General features: G+C 45.9%; 19 protein-coding genes and 1 tRNA gene. 13 read left to right on the forward strand and 7 right to left on the reverse strand.

All coding sequences use genetic code 11. From position 1 onward, the window contains the following. The 3 genes from CH376_RS12615 to proC form a co-directional block, all read left to right on the forward strand. On the forward strand, nucleotides 1–697 hold a 697-nt coding region (locus CH376_RS12615), incomplete at its 5' end, for a hypothetical protein (protein WP_243398270.1). A 1-nt stretch (nucleotide 698) separates the two neighbouring features. Beyond that, a complete protein-coding gene (locus tag CH376_RS12620) occupies nucleotides 699–1,367 on the forward strand; it encodes a YggS family pyridoxal phosphate-dependent enzyme (RefSeq protein ID WP_100784162.1) in 669 nt (222 codons plus the stop codon). Nucleotides 1,368–1,369: 2 nt separating this feature from the next. Then, on the forward strand, nucleotides 1,370–2,143 hold the full coding sequence (gene proC, locus CH376_RS12625; protein ID WP_100784163.1) for a pyrroline-5-carboxylate reductase: 774 nt from the start codon (nucleotides 1,370–1,372) through the stop codon (nucleotides 2,141–2,143). Nucleotides 2,144–2,387: 244 nt separating this feature from the next. Here the strand turns inward: proC and CH376_RS12630 are convergent. Beyond that, a tRNA-Met gene (locus CH376_RS12630) sits at nucleotides 2,388–2,460 on the reverse strand. Nucleotides 2,461–2,660: 200 nt separating this feature from the next. On the opposite strand from CH376_RS12630, the gene CH376_RS12635 reads away from it, so the two are divergent. The 8 genes from CH376_RS12635 (at nucleotide 2,661) to nhaC (ending at nucleotide 12,000) form a co-directional block, all read left to right on the forward strand. Beyond that, entirely contained in the window at nucleotides 2,661–3,719 is a 1,059-nt protein-coding gene (locus CH376_RS12635; RefSeq protein ID WP_100784164.1) for a sensor domain-containing diguanylate cyclase, read from the forward strand. A 42-nt stretch (nucleotides 3,720–3,761) separates the two neighbouring features. Beyond that, nucleotides 3,762–3,992 carry a hypothetical protein gene (locus CH376_RS12640; protein WP_069607815.1) on the forward strand — a complete coding sequence of 77 codons (231 nt, stop codon included), beginning with the start codon at nucleotides 3,762–3,764 and terminating at the stop codon, nucleotides 3,990–3,992. Continuing rightward, nucleotides 3,971–4,930, forward strand: a complete 960-nt coding sequence (locus tag CH376_RS12645) for a retropepsin-like aspartic protease (RefSeq protein WP_100784165.1) — start codon at nucleotides 3,971–3,973, stop codon at nucleotides 4,928–4,930. Before CH376_RS12640 ends, CH376_RS12645 begins: the two co-directional genes overlap by 22 nt. Nucleotide 4,931: 1 nt before the next feature. Further along, entirely contained in the window at nucleotides 4,932–6,065 is a 1,134-nt protein-coding gene (gene mnmA, locus CH376_RS12650; RefSeq protein ID WP_100784166.1) for a tRNA 2-thiouridine(34) synthase MnmA, read from the forward strand. Nucleotides 6,066–6,081: 16 nt separating this feature from the next. Then, on the forward strand, nucleotides 6,082–8,364 hold the full coding sequence (locus CH376_RS12655; RefSeq protein WP_100784167.1) for an alpha-hydroxy-acid oxidizing protein: 2,283 nt from the start codon (nucleotides 6,082–6,084) through the stop codon (nucleotides 8,362–8,364). Nucleotides 8,365–8,471: 107 nt separating this feature from the next. Next, a complete protein-coding gene (locus tag CH376_RS12660; protein WP_100784168.1) occupies nucleotides 8,472–9,551 on the forward strand; it encodes a PilZ domain-containing protein in 1,080 nt (359 codons plus the stop codon). A gap of 59 nt (nucleotides 9,552–9,610) precedes the next feature. Then, nucleotides 9,611–10,588 carry an RluA family pseudouridine synthase gene (locus CH376_RS12665; protein WP_420843551.1) on the forward strand — a complete coding sequence of 326 codons (978 nt, stop codon included), beginning with the start codon at nucleotides 9,611–9,613 and terminating at the stop codon, nucleotides 10,586–10,588. Further along, the gene (gene nhaC, locus CH376_RS12670; RefSeq protein WP_420843550.1) at nucleotides 10,585–12,000 is read left to right on the forward strand and encodes a Na+/H+ antiporter NhaC; all 1,416 of its coding nucleotides are present in this window, start codon (nucleotides 10,585–10,587) and stop codon (nucleotides 11,998–12,000) included. Before CH376_RS12665 ends, nhaC begins: the two co-directional genes overlap by 4 nt. Here the strand turns inward: nhaC and CH376_RS24610 are convergent. Together CH376_RS24610 and CH376_RS12680 are read right to left on the reverse strand one after the other, a co-directional pair. Further along, the gene (locus tag CH376_RS24610; RefSeq protein ID WP_243394667.1) at nucleotides 11,997–12,731 is read right to left on the reverse strand and encodes a hypothetical protein; all 735 of its coding nucleotides are present in this window, start codon (nucleotides 12,729–12,731) and stop codon (nucleotides 11,997–11,999) included. The genes nhaC and CH376_RS24610 overlap by 4 nt on opposite strands. 202 nt (nucleotides 12,732–12,933) lie before the next feature. Continuing rightward, nucleotides 12,934–13,419, reverse strand: a complete 486-nt coding sequence (locus tag CH376_RS12680) for an LIC11966 family surface protein (protein ID WP_100784170.1) — start codon at nucleotides 13,417–13,419, stop codon at nucleotides 12,934–12,936. Between the two features lie 286 nt (nucleotides 13,420–13,705). Here CH376_RS12680 and CH376_RS12685 point away from each other — a divergent pair, with 286 nt between their 5' ends. Then, nucleotides 13,706–14,710, forward strand: a complete 1,005-nt coding sequence (locus tag CH376_RS12685; RefSeq protein ID WP_100784171.1) for an adhesin OmpL37 family surface protein — start codon at nucleotides 13,706–13,708, stop codon at nucleotides 14,708–14,710. Nucleotides 14,711–14,737: 27 nt separating this feature from the next. Next, the gene (locus CH376_RS12690; RefSeq protein WP_100784172.1) at nucleotides 14,738–15,340 is read left to right on the forward strand and encodes a hypothetical protein; all 603 of its coding nucleotides are present in this window, start codon (nucleotides 14,738–14,740) and stop codon (nucleotides 15,338–15,340) included. Between the two features lie 75 nt (nucleotides 15,341–15,415). Here the strand turns inward: CH376_RS12690 and CH376_RS12695 are convergent, their stop codons facing one another. From CH376_RS12695 to CH376_RS12710, 4 genes are read right to left on the reverse strand one after another with little or no spacing between them, the layout of a single operon-like run. Next, on the reverse strand, nucleotides 15,416–16,447 hold the full coding sequence (locus CH376_RS12695; RefSeq protein WP_100784173.1) for an LIC11086 family outer membrane transporter: 1,032 nt from the start codon (nucleotides 16,445–16,447) through the stop codon (nucleotides 15,416–15,418). After that, complete coding sequence (gene lsa30 / locus CH376_RS12700) at nucleotides 16,447–17,319, reverse strand: laminin/fibronectin-binding adhesin Lsa30 (protein WP_100784174.1); 873 nt, start codon at nucleotides 17,317–17,319, stop codon at nucleotides 16,447–16,449. The genes CH376_RS12695 and lsa30 overlap by 1 nt, the downstream gene beginning before the upstream one ends. Then, nucleotides 17,294–18,493 carry an MbnH family di-heme enzyme gene (locus tag CH376_RS12705; RefSeq protein WP_100784175.1) on the reverse strand — a complete coding sequence of 400 codons (1,200 nt, stop codon included), beginning with the start codon at nucleotides 18,491–18,493 and terminating at the stop codon, nucleotides 17,294–17,296. The genes lsa30 and CH376_RS12705 overlap by 26 nt, the downstream gene beginning before the upstream one ends. Before the next feature lie 46 nt (nucleotides 18,494–18,539). After that, complete coding sequence (locus tag CH376_RS12710; protein ID WP_100784176.1) at nucleotides 18,540–19,487, reverse strand: MbnP family copper-binding protein; 948 nt, start codon at nucleotides 19,485–19,487, stop codon at nucleotides 18,540–18,542. Nucleotides 19,488–19,555 lie beyond the last annotated feature (68 nt).

The raw sequence follows: 19,555 nt of genomic DNA on the forward strand, positions 1-19,555 counted from the left end.
GAAAATCTTACTTTCCGGAATTCTAGTTTTACTCTTAGGATCCTTGATCCTCTACAGTTATCTCTTTCGGGAAGACATCTCCAAATTCCTAAAAAAGAAAGAAGGCGAAGAAGTCTCGAATAATTCCAAAACCGATCGTGTTATCTTAAGCCCTGAGATGAATACGGAACCTCCGATCTCGCCGAACGATTTGAATACTCTTCCCGCGGAGGAAAAAAATTCTTCGCCTAATAACGATTTTACGGGGATGGAAAAAGAAAAGCCGGCTTCCAAGGAAACCAAAAGTCTCAAAGAAGAATGGCCCGAGGAAAAGAACACGACTTCCGCGTCGAAACCGGAAAAGGAAAAATATCCGGAAGAAAAATGGAATCCTCCGAAGGACGTCGCAGGAGCTTATAAGGACGAAGAACCCAAATCCAAAAAAGAAAGATTCAAGGAAGAGAAAACGGATTGGGAAGACAAAGCGGAAAAGAAACGTTCCGTTAAAAGGAAAAAACATCCTAAAAAACATTCTTCGTTCAAAAACGGAAAAAGAATCCGTTCCTTGGAAACGAGAGTCAATCGGTTGGAAAAAAAATTGGGAATCTCGTCCTCGAAAAAAAAGAATAAAAATACGAAAACATCCTCGAAACGAAGTTTGGAAAAGCGCGTGGAAAAACTCGAAAGGGAAATGAAGAACCTGAAATCCAAAGAATGATATGGGGATCCGAGAACGTTATTTTCAAATCCAAGAAGAACTCACAAGGCTTAGACCGGAAAAGCCGCCCATACTCATCGCGGTTTCCAAGTTCCAACCTTTGGAAGCGGTTCGGGAAGCGGTCGACGGAGGAATCGTTCACTTCGGAGAAAATCGAATCCAGGAAGGATTGGAAAAATTCGAAGAGTGGTTGAGCCGAAAAGATTCACCTTTGGTTTTACATCATATCGGACCGGTGCAGAGCGGAACTCTTAGAAAATTATTCCAGGGTTATTCTTACGCTCACGGAGTAGGAAGTCTTCAAACCGTGGAAGAACTTTTAAGACGCGCGCAGAAAGAACAAAAAAAAATCCGCTATTTCTTACAGGCAAATCTCACGAACGAAGAAAGCAAACACGGGTTCGGCGAAAAGGAACTCGTCAAAATTCTTTCCGACAAAAAAAAACTTTCCAACGAGTTTTGTATCTTGGAAGGGATGATGACGATGGGACCGTCCGACGGAGAACCGAACAGAACGAGAGAAGTTTTTCGAGAACTCGCAAACATACGAAAAGAATATTACCCCGAAGGAAAATTATCCATGGGAATGTCCGGTGATTATAAAATCGCGATCGAAGAGGGAAGCGATTATGTAAGAATCGGAAGCGCCGTTTTTGGAGAAAGGAATTGATTATGAAACATACGATAGGAATCGCAGGATGCGGAAACATGGGAGGAGCCATTTATCTTTCTCTCAAGAAACGTTATCCGACACAGGTCCTAGGCTACGATCCTTATATGACCTCGAATAAAAAGATAGAACTCGTATCTTCTTGGGAAGAATTCTCGTCTCGATCCGATCTCATCATAGTCTGCGTGAAACCCGGGAAGGTCGCGGAGCTTCTCAAACAAATCTCCTCTCCTAAGTCCGTGATTTCGGTCGCGGCGGGAATCGGCACTCAGACGATCCGAAATTCCCTTCCATCCGGATCAAAGGTAGTTCGTATCATGCCGAATCTTCCATTGCTCGTAGGAGAAGGGGCGATCGGATACTACGGCGATCACGAGCTCTATGAAACCGTGGAAGAAATCTTTCAGTCGCTCGGACATGCGGTGGCCTTGAGTTCCGAGTCCCACTTGGACGCGGTGACCGGACTTTCCGGCTCCGGTCCGGCCTACGTTTTTAAATTTATCCAAGCCCTAGCGGAAGGAGGAGTTCTTTCCGGTCTTGGATATCAGGAAGCTCTGGACTTGAGCATACAAACCGTCATCGGATCCGCGGAACTTCTTCGCAAAGAAAGAAAAAAAGATCCGGAAACACATCCGGAGGTTTGGAAGAATAAAGTGACCTCGCCGGGAGGAACTACGATCGCCGGACTAGCGGAACTCGAAAAACACGGATTTACCCGCGCGATCTTGGAGGCGGTTCAGTCCGCGAGCAGACGATCCAAGGAACTCGGAAATTAATGCGAAATGGAAAGAAGGATATTCTTTCCATTGGATTCGACAAAGAACGTCTCTTTCGGTCTCTTGCGATAGTTCTTTATGCTTAGTTTTCGTAGCAAGAATAGACTAACGTAAGAGTGCGAGTAAATATTCACGTTCGATTTCGGAAAAAGGATGCAAACTTATCCCCAGTTTTAGTTATATTGGAAAACAAGACTGAAATGGAAAATTTATCTTGAAAAGAAAGAGGGAAGGGTTAAAACACTAGCGCGGACAGGATTCGAACCTATGACCTTTGGGTTATGAGCCCAACGAGCTACCAGCTGCTCCACCGCGCGGTGTATGTAGGTCAGTATTTGAGCTGAACCCTCGAAAGCAAGAATAAATCGACAAAAAGAATTGATTTTTAAATAAAAATTGGATCTTATATCCTCTGGTATAAGAGATTCGTTTCGAATGAAAAAGAAAGCCGTTCAAAACTTCGGCAATAAATTGGAAAAGGCTCCTTTCGTATCTATAGCACCGGAGAACCAACCGTTTGATCAGTAAAGAAAATGATCCCCTGATGATAGAGTATCTCGAAAAGAAAATCTATGATCAAAAGCAATTATTAGAAATCAGCAAGGCTCTTAATTCTACATTAGATTATAAATATCTAATGGATGCAATTCTTAATATTTGTCTCGCGCAGTTACAAACCTTACAGGCCGCGATCTATGTCAGCCCGGAAGCGGATTCCGATTTTTTTGAATTGGATCCGAGTTACAAAGGTTTTGATCTTTCGGAAAACGAAAAATCATTCCGTATCAAAACGGACGCTGCTCTCATTCAGTTTCTGGAAACGAGAATGAAAGCGATGACCGTAAATCAGATTGAAGAGAGCATGGGCCGATCCGTAACCGAAATCGATTTCCTCCGTGGAATCGGAGCCGATCTCATCATTCCTCTGAACGCAAAGGGAAAGGTGAACGGTCTTCTCGTTCTCGGAGAAAAGATGACCATGAACGAGGTTCAGGAAGAGGACCGGGATTTTTTGACTACGCTTTCCACGCTCGCGGGAATCGCCGTAGAGAACTCACGTCTCTATGAACTCGCGACCGTCGATATGATGACCGGTCTCAAGGTGCATCACTACTTTCAGACAAAACTCAAAGAAGAGATGGATCGTTGTAGAAAAAAGAAGTCTCACCTGACTCTTCTTTTTACGGACGTCGACAACTTTAAGAAGTTCAACGATACGCACGGTCACCAAGCGGGAGATCAAGTTCTGATCGAAGTCGCGAGACAGTTGATTCGGAACGCGGGCAAACACGATACGCCGGCTCGTTACGGCGGGGAAGAATTCTGCCTCGTCATGCCGGGAGCGGATCTCGAAAGAGGTTACGAAATGGGGGAAAAAATTCGCGCAGCCGTAGAAGCGAGTAGCGTGAAGAATCCGAACGGAGGCCCCGATCTCAAAGTCACTCTTTCCGTAGGTGTTTCCGAGTTTTGGCCGAAGGACAAAAACAACCGGGATCTGATCGAAAGAGCGGACAAGGCCCTATATATGGCGAAACATTCCGGTAAAAATCGAACCATTTGTTATAAAGAAACCTAAGAAAACCTTTTTCTTTTTTTCAAATTTGCCGATCAGTACAGCATGGAAAAGAATCTCCTGCTGTACCAAGTTCCTCTCACTCAAATCGAAGAAAGAGAACTCACAAAACGGATCCAAGACCGAGCGCTCGGGAAAGAAAAATTTGATTTTTCTCCTTATTCGTGTTTCATAGAATACAAACCCGCGGACCCGGTCACAGGAATTCAATACAGGGACTGCGTGATCGACTACACACGATGTTCCAATCAGAAATGTATCAAAAAATTGATCTGAGGTTTTTCCTTACACTTTTTCTTTTTGCATTTCTTTCCTGTTCCATTCTTCCCTCGAAAACGCAGATCACGGTCGTTTCCGGGGGAATCGAAATCATTCTTCCCTTTATTGAAAAACAAGGTTTTCGTTTTATCCAGCTTTCCTTGAGTCCGGAGGAAAAACCCCTTCGATTTTTAGTGGATACGGGTTCCCGATTCTCCTTTTTGGACGAGAAGTTTTTCACCGAGCAGGATTCCAAACGAAGAATCGCCGTAACTTATCCCGGAGGGAAAGACGATTCCTATCGAAAGGTTAGGACGATTCAGCTTTTTTCCAAATCGTATTCCATCTTTAAAAACCTCACGGTTCATTCTCATAACTTTTCCGGAAACTTGGAACTCGACGGGATCATCGGTATGGACGCGCTCTATGAGAAAATTCTAATTTTAGAATATCCCACTCAGATCCGTTTTTTGGAAAGCGCAGGCGGAGAAATAACCGAAGCGATGCTTTCTCCCTTTCCGAGTTTAGCGCAGAATACGGAACCCCTTCGCTTCTTTTCCGGACATCCGGTTTTGGAAATCGAATACGGAACCCAAGAAAAGGCCCTTCTCTTGATGGACACGGGCGCGGACCTGAGTCTTTTGGAATTGCCGAATCCGATTCCCGGTTTTGTGGAAGAAACTTCTTCGAGTCGTCCGGTTCAGATTCTCAACTTCCAAGGAAAGGTTTTGAACGTGAGGACGCGTTTTGTTCGTAAACTTTGTATTCTCGCGACGTCCAATTGTGTGAATGATCTCGAAATTCTACCTTCGGGGCTTCCGGTCGATTTTGCCGGAGTTTCGACCGGAGTTCGTATCCAAGGAATTCTCGGTGTAAACTGGCTGAACGAGCATAGAATTCTTTTGGACATGAAACGGAGTCTTATAGGTATAGTAGGGAAAGACGGCGGGAAATAAGATGAGCAAGGGTAAAATCATAGTAGCCATGAGCGGCGGAGTGGACAGCGCCGTGACCGCCGGTCTTCTTATGGAAGAAGGCTACGAAGTCATCGGGGTCAATCTCCGGACCTGGGAATACGAAGCCCCCGCCTGCGACACGACCAAAAAATCCTGCTGTTCTCCCGAAGACATTCGGGACGCGAGAGATGTGGGTCTTTCTCTCAAGATTCCATTCTACGTCGTGAAGATGGAAAAGGTCTTTCAAGAGAAAGTCATCGATCGTTTTATAGACGACTACCAACACGGAAAAACTCCGAACCCCTGTGTGGAATGCAATACCTTCGTAAAGTTCGGCGCCCTCTTCGAAAAAGCAAAGGCGCTCGGGATCGACAAGATCGCAACAGGTCACTACGCTCGGATCGCACAAAACGGAGATCGTTACGCGATCGCCAACGGTCTCGACATGGGAAAGAATCAGGCTTATTATTTATACGGACTCTCACAAGAGAATCTCAAAAATGTAATCTTTCCTTTGGGTGAAATGACAAAAACCGAGGTTAGAGAGATCGCAAGAAGAATGGGACTTCCCGTCGCGGAAAAAGCGGAATCGCAAGAGATCTGTTTTATCCCCGAGAACGACTACAGAAAATTCTTGGAAAAGAAAAACGTGGAATTTACTCCCGGCTTTTTCAAACTCAGGGACGGAAGAATCATCGGCAAACACAAGGGAAGAGAGAACTTCACGATCGGCCAAAGAAAGGGGCTCGGGATCGCTTGGAAAAATCCGTTGTATGTCATCGCGATCGAAGATGACGGATCCGTAATCTTAGGAGAAGAGAATGAAACTTATACCGGTTCCTTCTCCGTGATCGACGCCAACTACCAAGGTTTGGCCCCTCTCGAAGAAGGTGAATCCTTGGAATGTCGAGTGCAAGTCCGTTACAGACACACTCCGATCCTTTGTCGTATCACGAAACGAGGAGAGGACTTAGTCGTCGAACCCCTCGAAGACGTAAGAGGTGTGACACCCGGACAATCCGCGGTGTTTTATCCGGTAGATTCCGACTATCTCTTGTTAGGCGGAATCATCCGAAAAGGAAGCATTGAAATGCAGATCCGAGAAACGATCCCCGCCGCGGCCCTACAGAATTAAATCAGGAATTTCTTTTTTGTCAGTGAATCATAAAATCACCGGGAAAACCATTATGATCGTGGGCGGCGGACTTTTGCAAGTTCCGATCATCCAGACCGCGAGAATGATGAAACTCACAACCGTGGTCGCCGATATGAACGGGGACGCTCCCGGTATGAAAATCTGCGACATACCGATGGTGATGAGCACGAAGGACATCGAGGGAATGGTCCGAGAATCCAAAAAACTCGCGACCAAGATCAAGATCGACGGAGTGATCACCGCCGGAACCGATGCGAGTATGACGGTCGCGGCCGTCGCCAACGCTCTCGATCTTCCCGGAATCCGTTATGTGGATGCGGAAGCCGCTTCGAACAAAGTGAAGATGCGCGAACGACTCAAAAAAGCGGGGATTCCTCTTCCAGGATTCGCTCCTGTGTGGAGTTTAGCAGATACGAGAGAGGCATTGGAGTTTTTGAAATTTCCTCTTGTGATGAAACCTGCGGATAACATGGGCGCTCGCGGAGTGATCAAGGTTTCAAACAGAGAAGAATTGCAAGCCGCCTTCAAACACGCAAAAAAATATTCTCCCACGGGAGAAATGATCTTAGAAGAATATATGCCCGGCCCGGAAGTTTCAGTCGACGCGCTGACCTGGAACGGAAACTTCGTCATCACCGGAATCGCGGATCGAATCATCGAAAGAGAACCGTTCTTTATCGAGATGGGACACAACATGCCTTCGGCTTTGAGTCCTTCCGTTTTGAAAGAAGTCGAAGACGTGATGTTTCGAAGTATGAAGGCGCTCGGGATTACCCTCGGAGCGGGTAAAGGCGACATCAAGGTAACACCGGACGGGGTCAAGGTAGGAGAGATCGCGGCAAGGCTTTCCGGCGGTTTTATGTCCGCGTTTACGTTCCCTCTTTCTTCCGGGATCAACCTAAACCGCGCGGCCATTCTCATAGCGCTCGGAGAAGAACCGGATAACCTAACGCCTACGGTTCAAAGAGTCTCGATCGAACGTTGTCTCTTGGCTCCGAGAGGAAAGTTACTCGCCATCGACGGAATCGAAGATACTCGTAAGATCGAAGGAGTCAACGATCTCTTCTTTATGAATAAAATCGGAGACATCATCCAAGAACCTACGAATAACATCGAAAAGACGGGACACGTCATCATAAGCGCGGACACTTTGGAAAAGGCGGAAGCCGTTTTCGAAAAAGTAAAAAATACCATCCGTTTCACCTGCGACGAACTCTATTCAGTTTCCGAAAAGGAAATCCAGCAAAACGCGAGGACTCGTTTTGGAAAGGATATATGCTGGGTTTGTAAAGTATGCGACGGAACCGATTGTGCTTCCGGCGTCCCCGGTATGGGAGGTTTGGGAAGAATGCTTACGTTCCAGGATAACGTCGCGGCTCTTCAGGAATATTCCATTCTTCCCCGTTATATCCGAGAACATACGAATGCAAAGGTGGAAACGAAATTCTTAGGTAAAAAATTAAGAACTCCGATCATGGCCGCTCCGATGACCGGAGCCGTCACCAACATGAACGGAGCCATGGACGAGTTTACGTTTGCCGCGACTCTTTTGGAAGGTTGTCAATCCTCGGGCACCTTAGCATGGTTAGGCGACGGAGCGAGTCCGGATAAATATCTCATCATGCTGGAAGCGGTCCGCAAAACAAAGGCGGACGCGATTCTTATCTGCAAACCGAGAGAGGACGAAGGACTTCTTAAGGAACGTTTTCAAGAATCCGAAACCGCCGGTATTTTTGCGGTCGGAATGGATGTAGACGCCGTGAATTTCAAAACGATGACGATGAAAAATATTTCCTCGGTGACTAGAAACGTTTCCAGACTCGCAAAGATCCGCTCTCTCACAAAACTTCCGTTTATCGTAAAAGGTGTGATGACTCCCGAAGACGCACGTCTCGCGATCGACGCGGGTGCGGATTGTATCGTGGTTTCCAATCACGGGGGAAGGGTTCTCGACGATATGCCCGGAACGGCAAGGGTTCTTTCCGGAATTCGAAAAGCGGTGGGAGAATCGTTCCCGATCGCAGTGGACGGAGGCGTGCGCAGCGGAATGGATGTTTTTAAGATGATCGCGCTCGGAGCGGACGCGGTTCTTTTGGGAAGACCGATGGCGATCTTCGGCGTGGGCGGAGGAGTCGCCGGAATTCGATTCCTGATTTCTCAGTATACGGAAAGTCTGTTACAATCCATGAACGTTACCGGAGCAGAAAACCTGAAAGGAATCGGAGCGGGTCTGCTATTTCGGAAAAAAATTGACGAAGAAAATTCCGCATCCCCGTGAGAAAATCGTTTTACTAACCCGGCTTTTCCGATCGAATATTCAAACTTACGATCGTCTGTTTATTGAATCCGATACAAAAACGGATTTAGAATCGTAACGAAAGAATCATGGACAAACTCATCAACGACCCGGAAGGGATTCACAAAATTCTGCAGTCTCTGTTTACGAGACTGCCCGTTGCGATCGTTGTGGGAAATCGTCCCCTTCCGGTCCGTGTCGTAGGGCTAAAGGATGCGACTCGGATCGTAGTCACCCTCCCTCCGGGAACAACTCCGGAACCGAATCGAAAATTATATCTGATTCATAACAATCATCGTTTTGCCGCGAACTTCGCAGTGGAGATGCACAATCCTTCCAATGGAGTCGAGTTGCTGCTCGCGACCGCGATTCAAGTTACGGTCGCACAAAGAACCGAGGAGAGGATTCAGGTCGATACTTCCACCGGATCCCAGACGATTCTTACCAATATCATCAATCAAGGGAATCTCAGAAAAACATTAGCATTTGCTGATAAAAAGATCGATGAGATCATAAAAAAACACGCCAAACTTCTCAAGGAGAAATATCCGAACTCGACCGTCTTCTTTTCGGATCGAATGGACAATCGTCTCCGTTTGATGTATAACTTCGATCAGTCGATTTACGTTTTGGACCGTTATTCCAAAACGGACGGAAGCGGGGGGTTTCAGTTTCTTCCTTTTCCGGAATATCAAAAGCTCATCACGGTCAATAAGTTAGAATCCGGAATCGTCTCCGAAGTTTCGATCATGATCCGTTACAAAGGTTATACTCCTCTCGGTTACGTTCAGATTCTTTCCGATAAGGAATTGAATACGAACGATTTCAACGCGGCCAATATTTCCGCAAGCGCGGTTTCAAAGGACGTGATCGGCTCGGGATTTTTTCAGGAGTCGAAGGAAAAATGCACGGTCGATAACATCTCCTTGCAAGGTCTCGGTTTTTTCCATCCTCAGTCCATATTCTTCTCCAGAAGTTTTACTGTGGGTGAAACGATCCTTTTCGATCTGAATCTTTCCTCTGAAAACAAAGGAACCTTTCGCGCAGTGATAAGGAACATCAACAATACGGATAAGATGTTCCGCATCGGTTGCGAGTTCTTCAACTTAAACGAAAAGGAAGAATCGATGATTCAGAGTTATATCAATTCCAAGGAACAAAACTCCTGAATTCGATCTTGTTTGATTCTTCTCGAAATTTTGAAACGGAAGATAACGTCGCCGAGTCCTTGCGGATTACGATTCGAGCCGAGGATTCTTCCGTCAGGCTCGATCATTTTCTTTCCAAAAAATTCACTTATCATTCGAGGACCGCTTGGCAAAAAGAAATTTCCGAAGGAAGAATTCTACTTTCCGGAAAAAAAGCGAAACCTGGGATGATTCTGAAAGAAGGCGACCAAGTCGTTTATCAAATCGAAGACAAGTCCGAACCGCCGGTCCGAACCGATTACAAAATCATCTTCGAGGACGAATGGCTTTTGGCCGTGGATAAACCCGGAGATCTTCCCGTTCATCCCGCCGGAATCTACAGGAAGGGGAATCTTCTCACGCTTTTGCGGGAATCCGGAAAATTCAAAGAATTATACACGATTCACCGTTTGGACCGGGAAACCTCCGGAGTGATTCTATTCGCAAAAAACGAAAAGGCCGCTTCGAAGCTGAGCGGTTTATTCAGTTCCGGGAATATTCAAAAATTCTACATTACAAAAGTGTGGGGCCGCGTTCCCGCTTCTTTTTTAGGCTACGGAGTTTTAAAGCCGGACGTGAAATCGAAGATCCGCAAAAAAAGAAAATTTGCGCCGATTGAAGGACAAAGGTTTATTTCAAAACGGGATCTGCTTTCCCAAACGGTTGCCTCGGAAGAGGAGATCTGTCTTACTTACTTCCGTAAAGTCAAACGGGATCGTGTCGGCGTCGCAGGTACGGATTCCGAAACGAGTTCGTATGTTCTTTGTAAGCCGATCACGGGAAGAATGCATCAGATCCGAGCCACCCTCTACGGATTGGGTTATCCTTTGTTAGGCGACAAACTCTACGGAAAAGAGGAAGAAGTATTTTTAGAATTCATAGAAGGTAAGGAGCCGGATCTTGCGCAGAGATTGGGAATGGAAAGACAGGCATTGCACGCGTATGCGATTTGTTTTTTACATCCGGAGACGAAACGCAAGATGAAAATCCGATCTCCTTTGCCGGAGGATTTTTTGTGAAAGTCAGTCAGCCGGGTCTGTTCGAATCAATCATTCCCGTTTTTGTTTTGGTTTTGGGGCTCAGCTATGCGGGAATCGTATTCGGCAACGGAACCGTGGACGGACCCGCTCAGATGCTTTTGATCTTGTCGGGGACGGTCGCGAGTTTACTCGGACTTCGATTACGCATCAAATGGGAAACACTAGAAGATCAGATCTTAGAATCTCTGAAGAATGTCTTAAAACCGGTGCTTATACTTTTGTTGATCGGTTCCCTGATCGGAGTCTGGATCTGGTCGGGTATCGTTCCGTCGATGATCGTATGGGGTTTGAAAATTTTAGATCCTTCCTACTTTTTGATCACCGCCTGTCTCCTTTCCTCTTTGGTTTCATTGATCACCGGAAGTTCTTGGTCCACGGCGGGAACCGTAGGCGTCGCACTGATGGGGATAGGAACGACCTTGGGAATTTCTCCGGGGATATCCGCGGGGGCCATCGTTTCCGGCGCCTATTTCGGGGATAAACTTTCGCCTTTTTCGGAAACGACGAATCTCGCTTCGTCCATCGCGGGAACACCACTTTTTACGCATATTCAACATATGTTATATACTACGATCCCGGCGTTTTGTATCGCACTCGTCGCGTTTGCTTGGATAGGGTTCGGAGATTTTTCCGGCGCCGTTTCCAATCAAAAAACCGATGAAGTGATAGGTTTGCTTGAGTCCTCTTTTCGAATCCATCCCGCTCTGCTTTTTCCGCCCGTCCTAACGTTTGTTTTGATCTATTTTAAAATTCCTGCGATCCCTTCGATTCTCGCGGGAATTCTTTCCGGAATCGTTTCCGGAATCTTCTTACAACATCCGGATTTGAGTTTTCAAGAAGCATATCGACAGATTTTGAATGCGGCTTCGAAAGGAAATTCCATGAAGACTGGCAACGATCTGACGAACGCGCTTCTTTCCAGAGGAGGTATGGCTTCCATGCTTCCCACGGTTTGGTTGATTTTTTCCGCTATGTTTTTCGCGGGCGCGATGGAGGGGGCCGGCTTTATACAAAAGATAACGACCGCGATTCTAAGGTTTGCAACCACGGATCGTTCTCTTTTGACCGGAACGATTCTTACGAGTTTTGCGGCGAATCTGCTTTCCTCGGATCAATATCTATCCATCCTCGTGCCCGGAAAGATGTTCAAAAAGGCTTATGAAGAAAGGGGACTGGATCCGAAAAATCTTTCGAGAGCCCTGGAGGATTCGGGTACGATGACTTCCGCTTTGGTGCCTTGGAACACCTGCGGTTCGTTTATGGCGGCCACGTTAGGCGTTCCTGTCGTCGTTTTTCTTCCTTACGCTTTTTTAAATCTGAGTAGTCCGATCATTTCCCTGATCTGCGCCTGGACCGGCTGGACGATTCGCAGAAAGGATCCTCGATCTTAAATCAAAACCTTCAGTATCAAAAAAGTCCCGAAGTTGATCCCGCCTAAAATGAAAAACCACTGAAAACTGGGGGAATATATCGTTTCCAGAATCGCGAAATCGATCGTTTTTTTCAGTGCGTTCTGCAAGTCTTCCGAATTCGGATTTTCCTGATCCGGAATCTTCGCGGAAATCTCTTTCAGAAGAGTTTCTACTCTGAGTTTTTGCGCGAGTTTCGATACGAGTGCGGTCAGCGGGAAGGGCAGGTCGTCTAACTTAGTCAGATAGTAGGGAAGATTTTGGATCCGTTGTGCGATCGAAAAATTCTTGCCCTTCGTTTCGTCGGCTTCGGCTTTTTTGCGGATCGATTCTTCCAGACGTTCCGAAAGATATTCGCTGATAATTCCTCGATTTTCTCCGAGGAGTTGATAGAGCGCTTTTGTTACCGCGAATTTTTTTCCGAAAAGAAAATGAAGCCCGGGAAAGACGATTCCAAAACCTAACACGATTAAGGTGACGGGCCAAAGCTCGATTAAGATGAAAATCAGAGCGATGACAGCTCCGATACCTCCGGCCCTCGCGGCTGGAACTCCGCCCAAATTGGAGGAAAGCGTTTTCATCTCCGGAAAAAGGAACGCGAGAAGAATCCAGTTTAGGGTGATTCCAACGAGGGTAAAAAGCGCGATGTTGAAAAGACCGGTAAAAGAAGCCTTTGCTGTAGATTTAAGAAGGGTAATTTTGTCTATTTTCATACGGATCTTGTTCTCCTTGCCGATCTGAATGGAATCTCAGAAAAACACCTTCGGATCTCTAAGTCTATAAATTATTCTAAAAAAAAAGGGGCCGGATAACCCAAATGTGAGCAAGAAAAGGGAGACTTTTCAAGTTCAGATCACGTTATCCGGCCTTTTAGGAAGGAGAGATGTATTGGTATTTTATAAAATTCTTATACGTTTATTTTGCAAATTCCTGGCCGAATTGATCGGAAGCGGAGTTCAGATCGTTCGTCGCTTTAGTCAGGTTCTGATTGATAGAATTCAAAACGGAATCGATTTGCGCCTCGTTCACCTTGATTCCGTTTTTTTGGCTGAGTCTTAGATCGATAAGACTTTTATAATCGGATCCGACTATTTTCTGATACAATTCGATCGAAGCAATTCCCGCGTTTTTTAAAACGTTACTTCCCCTGAAGTCCTTTGTTTTTTTCATTTCTTCGAGGGCTTTGATCAATTTTCCTTCCCACTGTTTACGAATCGATTCCGCGGCCGCGAAGTCTTCTTTCGACATCGCGTCGTTCATCGCTTCCAAATCTTCACCGGCTCTGTTAACCGTATCGATGATTTTGTTGTTGTAATCGACCGGATTCTGCATCTCGCAGGAGGAAAGGATAAAAATGCAACAGATAGTTGCAAATACTGTAATGTACTTTTTGTTCTTCATGGCCCGATGCTTGTTATTCCGTTCTTAAATTCAAGGAAATTAAAGAATGGAGTCTTATCGTTTAATAAAGTACAGCCTTTCGTTTAAAGAAAAGGAGGGACGAAATCAGTGTGCGAATTTGACGTCTTTGAAACCCGCGAAGTCGGGCAAAAAAATCCGGAAAAGATCCGGGATTTTCGCCCAAAAGAATTCGGTTTCCTAAGCGGACTAGGGTTTCAAAACCTTAAATTTCCGTTTTTTTCCTTGGAAAAAGGGCAGAAAGCCGATAGTAAAGGTAGAGAAAGCCATGGTTTCCAGAATTCAAAAAGCACTGATCGTACTCATTTCCGTTTCCGGCGGCCTTTTGTGGGCCGTTTCTCCGGACCAAACCAATCTTGGAATTTTGATTGGTGAAAACAAAGTCAATCTGAAGTTCATCAATATTTGCGTAAGCAATCTCGCTCCGGTTCTCGAAGAAGGTTTGACCGGAGATAAAACGCCGCCAAACAACACTAAGACGGAGGCGGGAACAACGGCACCGACGCAGACAAGCTCGGGCAAAGAAGAATTATACAAAAAGTTAAACGCTCTTCCGTCTTATACGAGTCTGAAAAAATCGAATCAGTTCGATTTCAACGGGAACATGTGGTATTATCAGAGCAATTACAGTCTTTCCTTCAAAAATCTCCGAGGGGCTCAAGGGGAGATGAAGGATTTGTATCAGGCCACTCACGAACAATATCTTCAAAATTCAAGAGTCATTCTGGAATACGCTTCCCCCTTGATCGTTAGGAGCAACGATAAGATCGCTCAACATCTTCTTCGTCTTGGATTTAGGGATCTAAAAAGTTCCGAAGATCATTTTACGACCGCTTACAATTCCGCGCCGTATCAATTCCGTTATAAACTTCTGCTTCATAGCGAAGGAATCAAAATTGCAAGAAGGGCAAGAAGATTCGCTCTTCTCGCGATGATCGCTTCCAAAACTCCCGCCGAAGACAAGCCGGAATATCAATTCGTAAATCTGGACGATATCAAGGCTGCCGCCGAAAAGGAAAACATTTCCGATTACGAAAGGATCCGCAACACTCTCATCAATTATATCGATAACGATCTGATCCAAAGAAAAATCGTTCCTCCCGGAGAGGCCAAGGATAAGCCGATCGATATTTTGGAAATTCACGACGATAACTATTCCTTCATCACGTCCGGCCGGGTTTCTTTTATGGATATGAGCAACGACGAAATCAAAACCGACGATATGGTTCAGAAGGAAACGCTTCCGCCGATCCCAGCGAAGACAGGAAATTAAAACGAAATTTCCGGAAGCAAAAGAACGATGAATCGATCCGTAAAATTCTTCTCTTGTAATTTGATTTTCTTTTTCGTTTTTCTGAGTTATGCGGACGCGGGTTCTCTTTCTTTTCGAGAGAAGAAGAAGTCGATAGAAAGAAAGATTAAAATTTTGGAAGAGTCCCAAAAGGCGATTCCGTTCAGCAAACAGGAAGAGAACTGGTCGAAACTTCAAAATCTAAAAGAACGTTTTCAAAACTTCGAACGCTCCGGAAGCGTTCAGGAAAGGGAAGAATCCTTACTTCTTTTGGAAAGAGCCGTTCCTCAGATCACATCCGAATTCGCGGCCGAAGGAAAAACCTCCGCCAAAAATCTGATCGTTCGGTATTCGGAAGCCTTTTTACAAAAGAAAAATCATCCCGACGAAACTCCGATCAACGCCAAGGACGAGGAAAAATCCTCCAATTACTTTCGGATGGCTAAAGAAGAATTCAATCAAGCCGAAAAATTCGATCGCGACCGGAACGATTTTTACGCGCTGGTGCTTTACGGAAGATCGATTCAATATTCTTTAAAAGCGATGGATTTATTGGATTTGGATCCTCCGAATGGTTACGAAGGAATTTTAAAAAAGAAAAACAAATCCTAATCCTATTCGGAAACTGCAAAAGAACGTTAGGCGCTTTTGAAATGAAGATCCACTTTCGGATCGAAGTTTCGTTTTTTAATTTTCAGTTTTCTTTTCCGTGTCCGGTTTTGTTTCCTCTTTCGATTCCGGAGAATTCTTACTGTCTTCTTCCCGCAAATCGGATTCTTTTTTTACTTCGGTTTCATCGTTCTCCAATCCGGAAATTTCGATCGAGACCGCCGCGGTGATCGCGTAATCGTATAACCGCTGTTCTTCGCCTCGAAGGAGCGGATAACGATAGGCGAGGTTGAAGTTGAGCTTTTCGGAAACGTTTGCGGAGAATCCGACGCTGACTTCCCTGAAGATCGAAGGGACTTTTCCCTGATCGGTCGTCTTTAAATCGACTCCTTCATACGGGGTTCTATATAGATATCCGGTAAAAAAAGAAAGTCCAGGTTTCCAAAGCCAAGTCACGTAACCCGAAATCAACGTAGTCTTTTTGAGTAAATACGCTTCCTGAGGAGGCGCCGAGGAAGGATCTCGGAGCCAGTAGGCGATCCCGTCGTTGTCTTGTAAGTTGTTCGGCTGGGATCTGGTAAGCGGAAAAATTCCGCTGAGCCTTGTAACAAAGCTGAATTTCCCCCAGAGATAACCGAGGGTGAGGCCCGGAATTCCGGAATAATAATTTCCGCCGGTGAACTTATCGGTATCCGGTCCTGAAGGGAATCCGACGTTCGCGCTCAATACTAAAAAGTAGTTTTTTTGAAAGTCGATCAAAGGAAGATACTTCATTCCGATGTAAGTTTTACCGATTCGAGCGGCGTCCGATCGATCCTTTTGTTCGTAGTAAGTGTAGGGCGTGCTAAGATTGATCGCAAACATTCCGTTTTTCAGATTCATTTCGCCGTAAAAAGTCGTAGTATGGATATTGCTGTTTTCGTTTGTTTGTTTGTAAAAATCCTGCGTTAGTACGAAGTAGTTTGCGGGTTTTTCCCTTTTACCGGTAAAAGGATCCACAAAACGAGTGGATGCCTGATCGCTTCCTCCCATTCCGGTATGATGGGAGAACGCCGGCCTCGAGACTAAAAATATAGTAAAAATCGTTAATATTAGAATATTGTGTTTCATTAAAATAGGCTGCACCCGGTTTGATACAAAACCCGGTCCTGTTGACGAAAATTGGCTAAAATCAAATTGTATAGATTGACGTTTTGATAGGGATTGATGTTGAAATTGCCTGCGGCGGGAATCGCGCCAAGGATTGATGTTCCGCTCTGATCTTGCAAGATTCCGGTGAGATTCCAAGTGACCGGAAAATTTCCTAGTTTTTCCGGGACGATATCGAATCTGCATCTTGGGAACAGCTCCAATACAAAGGGAGCCAGTTGAATTCTTACCGAAGCGTTGATCGGTCCGGGTGCGGTGATTTGAAACGTAAGATCCAAGGATTGTACTTTATATTTTACCGAAGCGAGATAACCCGAAGGAATTCCTTGAATCTGCGGAACGATCGAAGAGTGGACGTCGCCGGTAAGTATCGATCCGTTGACAACTTCTAAATTCTGATCCGTAAAGGAAGGCGTGCCGTAGTCAACTCCGTAAGGAGAAGTCACCGGCAAATCCAAAGGCACCGTATAAGGAGTGTGAGACGCCGCCGAATGTTCGTCCCGATCGACGGTTCTGGTTTGTTCCGGAACCGTAGGAACCGGATTCGGATTGACCCGGATCGCAACTCCGTCCCAAACGATCTTCGATCCGGCTAACAGCTGTAAGTTGTATGTAGTCCCGCCCGATATCAGACTGAAGACTCCGATGTTTACGTCCTGCTGATCGTCCGTGAAATAAATTCCGGTTTGAAAAGCGGAAGGCCTTTGTCCGATCAAAGTCAAAAGCCTCTGTAACATTTTGGCTTCCTCTTTTCTAGAATCACCCACGGAGCCGAAGGTGCAAGATAGGAGGAGAAACGAAAATAAACTAAAATGGATCGCTGTTTTTAACATTGTTCACGAATTCCGTATCGGTTAAACTTTTGAGAAAATTTACGAGGTCCGTTTTTTCGCCCGCGGTAAGTCCGATTGCAAATACGAAATTGTTCTTATTCGGGTTGGTTCTTCCATCCCCGATGTTCGGTCCGCTGGTCACGTTTCTTCCTCCGTTGTTGTAGTGTTCCACTACGTTTTCCAGAGTATCGATCGAACCGTCGTGCATGTAGGGTGCGGTCAATTCTATATTACGAATCGATGGCGCTCTGAATTTTCCTTTGTCGGAAGCGAGTCCTGTGAATTCGAAAAGGCCTTGGTTCCCGGTCGGATAACTTCCGTTGCCTCCGATATTGTAGAGACCGTTGTTGTGAAAGGAGACTTCTTCCGTTACGGTTCCCACGTGCACGCTCGTGGTTGAAAAGTTAAAACCGCCGTGACAATGAAAACATTCCCCTTTTTCGGAGGAGAATATCTGCGCCCCTCTCAAAATGGAAGCCCTCTGCGTCGAATTTCCAAGAGCGGAAACGTCTCCGTCATAAAGATATTTGTCGTAGGGGGAACGGCCGGAAATCAGGGTTCTCTCGAAACTGGCGATCGCCTTTACGACGTTAGTCGTTGAAAAAGGATCTCCTCCTGGAAACGCGCTCGCAAACATCGCCTGATATCTGTTATCCGCTCGGAGACGATCCAACATTTCGTTTTCTCTGTTCGCGAGCCCCAGTTCTACAGGATGTTCTCCGAAGATGGGAACCAACATTTGATCCTCCAAATTTCTCAGGTTGGGATTCACCCATGTTTGGCGGAGATTGTAGGCGACGTTGATGATCCCTTGCGAGTTCCTCGGATGAACGTCGCCTGTGGAACCGATCGCGTTCGCAAGTCCGTCCGTATAAGCCTTTGATTGTTTATGACAGGAGCCGCAGGATTGTGTTTGGTTTCCCGAAATTCGCTTATCAAAAAACAAAAATCGCCCCAAGTCGACTTTTGCCTGAGTCATCGGATTGGAAGCAGGAACCAAAGGAATCGGAAAACCGTTCGGAAGATTCCATACGTAAGAATCCTGAGGCAAAAGGAATAGAAGCAACACGTCGTTATTTTGGGATTCTTTCTTTTTGAAAGGATCGATCGGAAGAATTCCGGATCCGCATTCGATCAAAAAAATAAAAGAAATAGAATATAATAAAAATCTCATGTAATTCCCCTTGCAACGCCCGGAGATTTCCGGGCGTTATCGCGTGTTATTTGGAGACGATCGAAAAGACGGTTTGAACCGGAGTGATCGGAAGTCCGGTGGTAAGATTCAAACCGATATTCGGAAAGATGGTGGGGCAGCCTACGGCCATCATACCGGCGGTTCCCGACATACACATGGCTCCGTTTGCGTCGGCGGTGAGATCGATCCCTTGCAAAAGAGCCTGCACGTTGATTTTAACGGTCTGCGCCGCGGGATTAAAACCGCCGTCGGGAGTCAAAGTAACCGGGATTCGGTTTGCACGAACGCATGTGCTCGCGCTGCCGGTTCCGGTGCAATCTCCGGATCCGATGTGAACCGAAGTTCCGGCGGCGCCGGTTTCTGCGGTTTCAAAATCCAATTTTAAGAATTTGTAACCTGCGGTCCAACTCCAGAACATTCCCGTAGTGTTTAACGGAGAAGGTTGATTGTCCGCGTTTAAGTGATTTTTGTCTTCGGGAAGTCCGACCGTGAACTTGATTCCTTTGTAAGTTCCCATCGGAATCGCGGCCGCCACAAGATTGTTCGTCTCTGCGGTTCCGTCGCATTTTCCGGTCTTATTTTCGAAATCCAAAAGTGCGATATTCCCGTATTGAAACTTACCGTCCTGATTCAGAGTCAGAGGAATTTCGGTACCATCCGCCGCGATGAGTGTGACTCCGTAGACGAAGAGTCGAAAGTCGTGAAGTTGGAAGGTGACGCTTTCCGCGATATGAGCCGTCGGAATAAACGGAAGGGATTCGAGCGTGAGTCCGTGACCTTTTAGGGTTTGACCGCATTCCAACTTTTGAGATCCCGCGTAAGCAGAAAATTGAACTCCCGATGTTCCGCCTAACGCAACGAGCGCGGCGATCGTGGTCATATCGTCGTCATTCTTCTTTTTGTCCCAAGGACAGTGAACGAAAGTAAAACCTAAGATTAGGATAGAAAGTGAAACTAAAAAATTCTTAAACATGAGAATTCTCCTGAAATATATAAATGCCGATGAATTACCAAAGAAGGTTGGCCGTCTTTCTTTGGCTG

This window comes from Leptospira adleri, assembly GCF_002811985.1.
Taxonomy (GTDB): Bacteria; Spirochaetota; Leptospiria; order Leptospirales; family Leptospiraceae; genus Leptospira; species Leptospira adleri.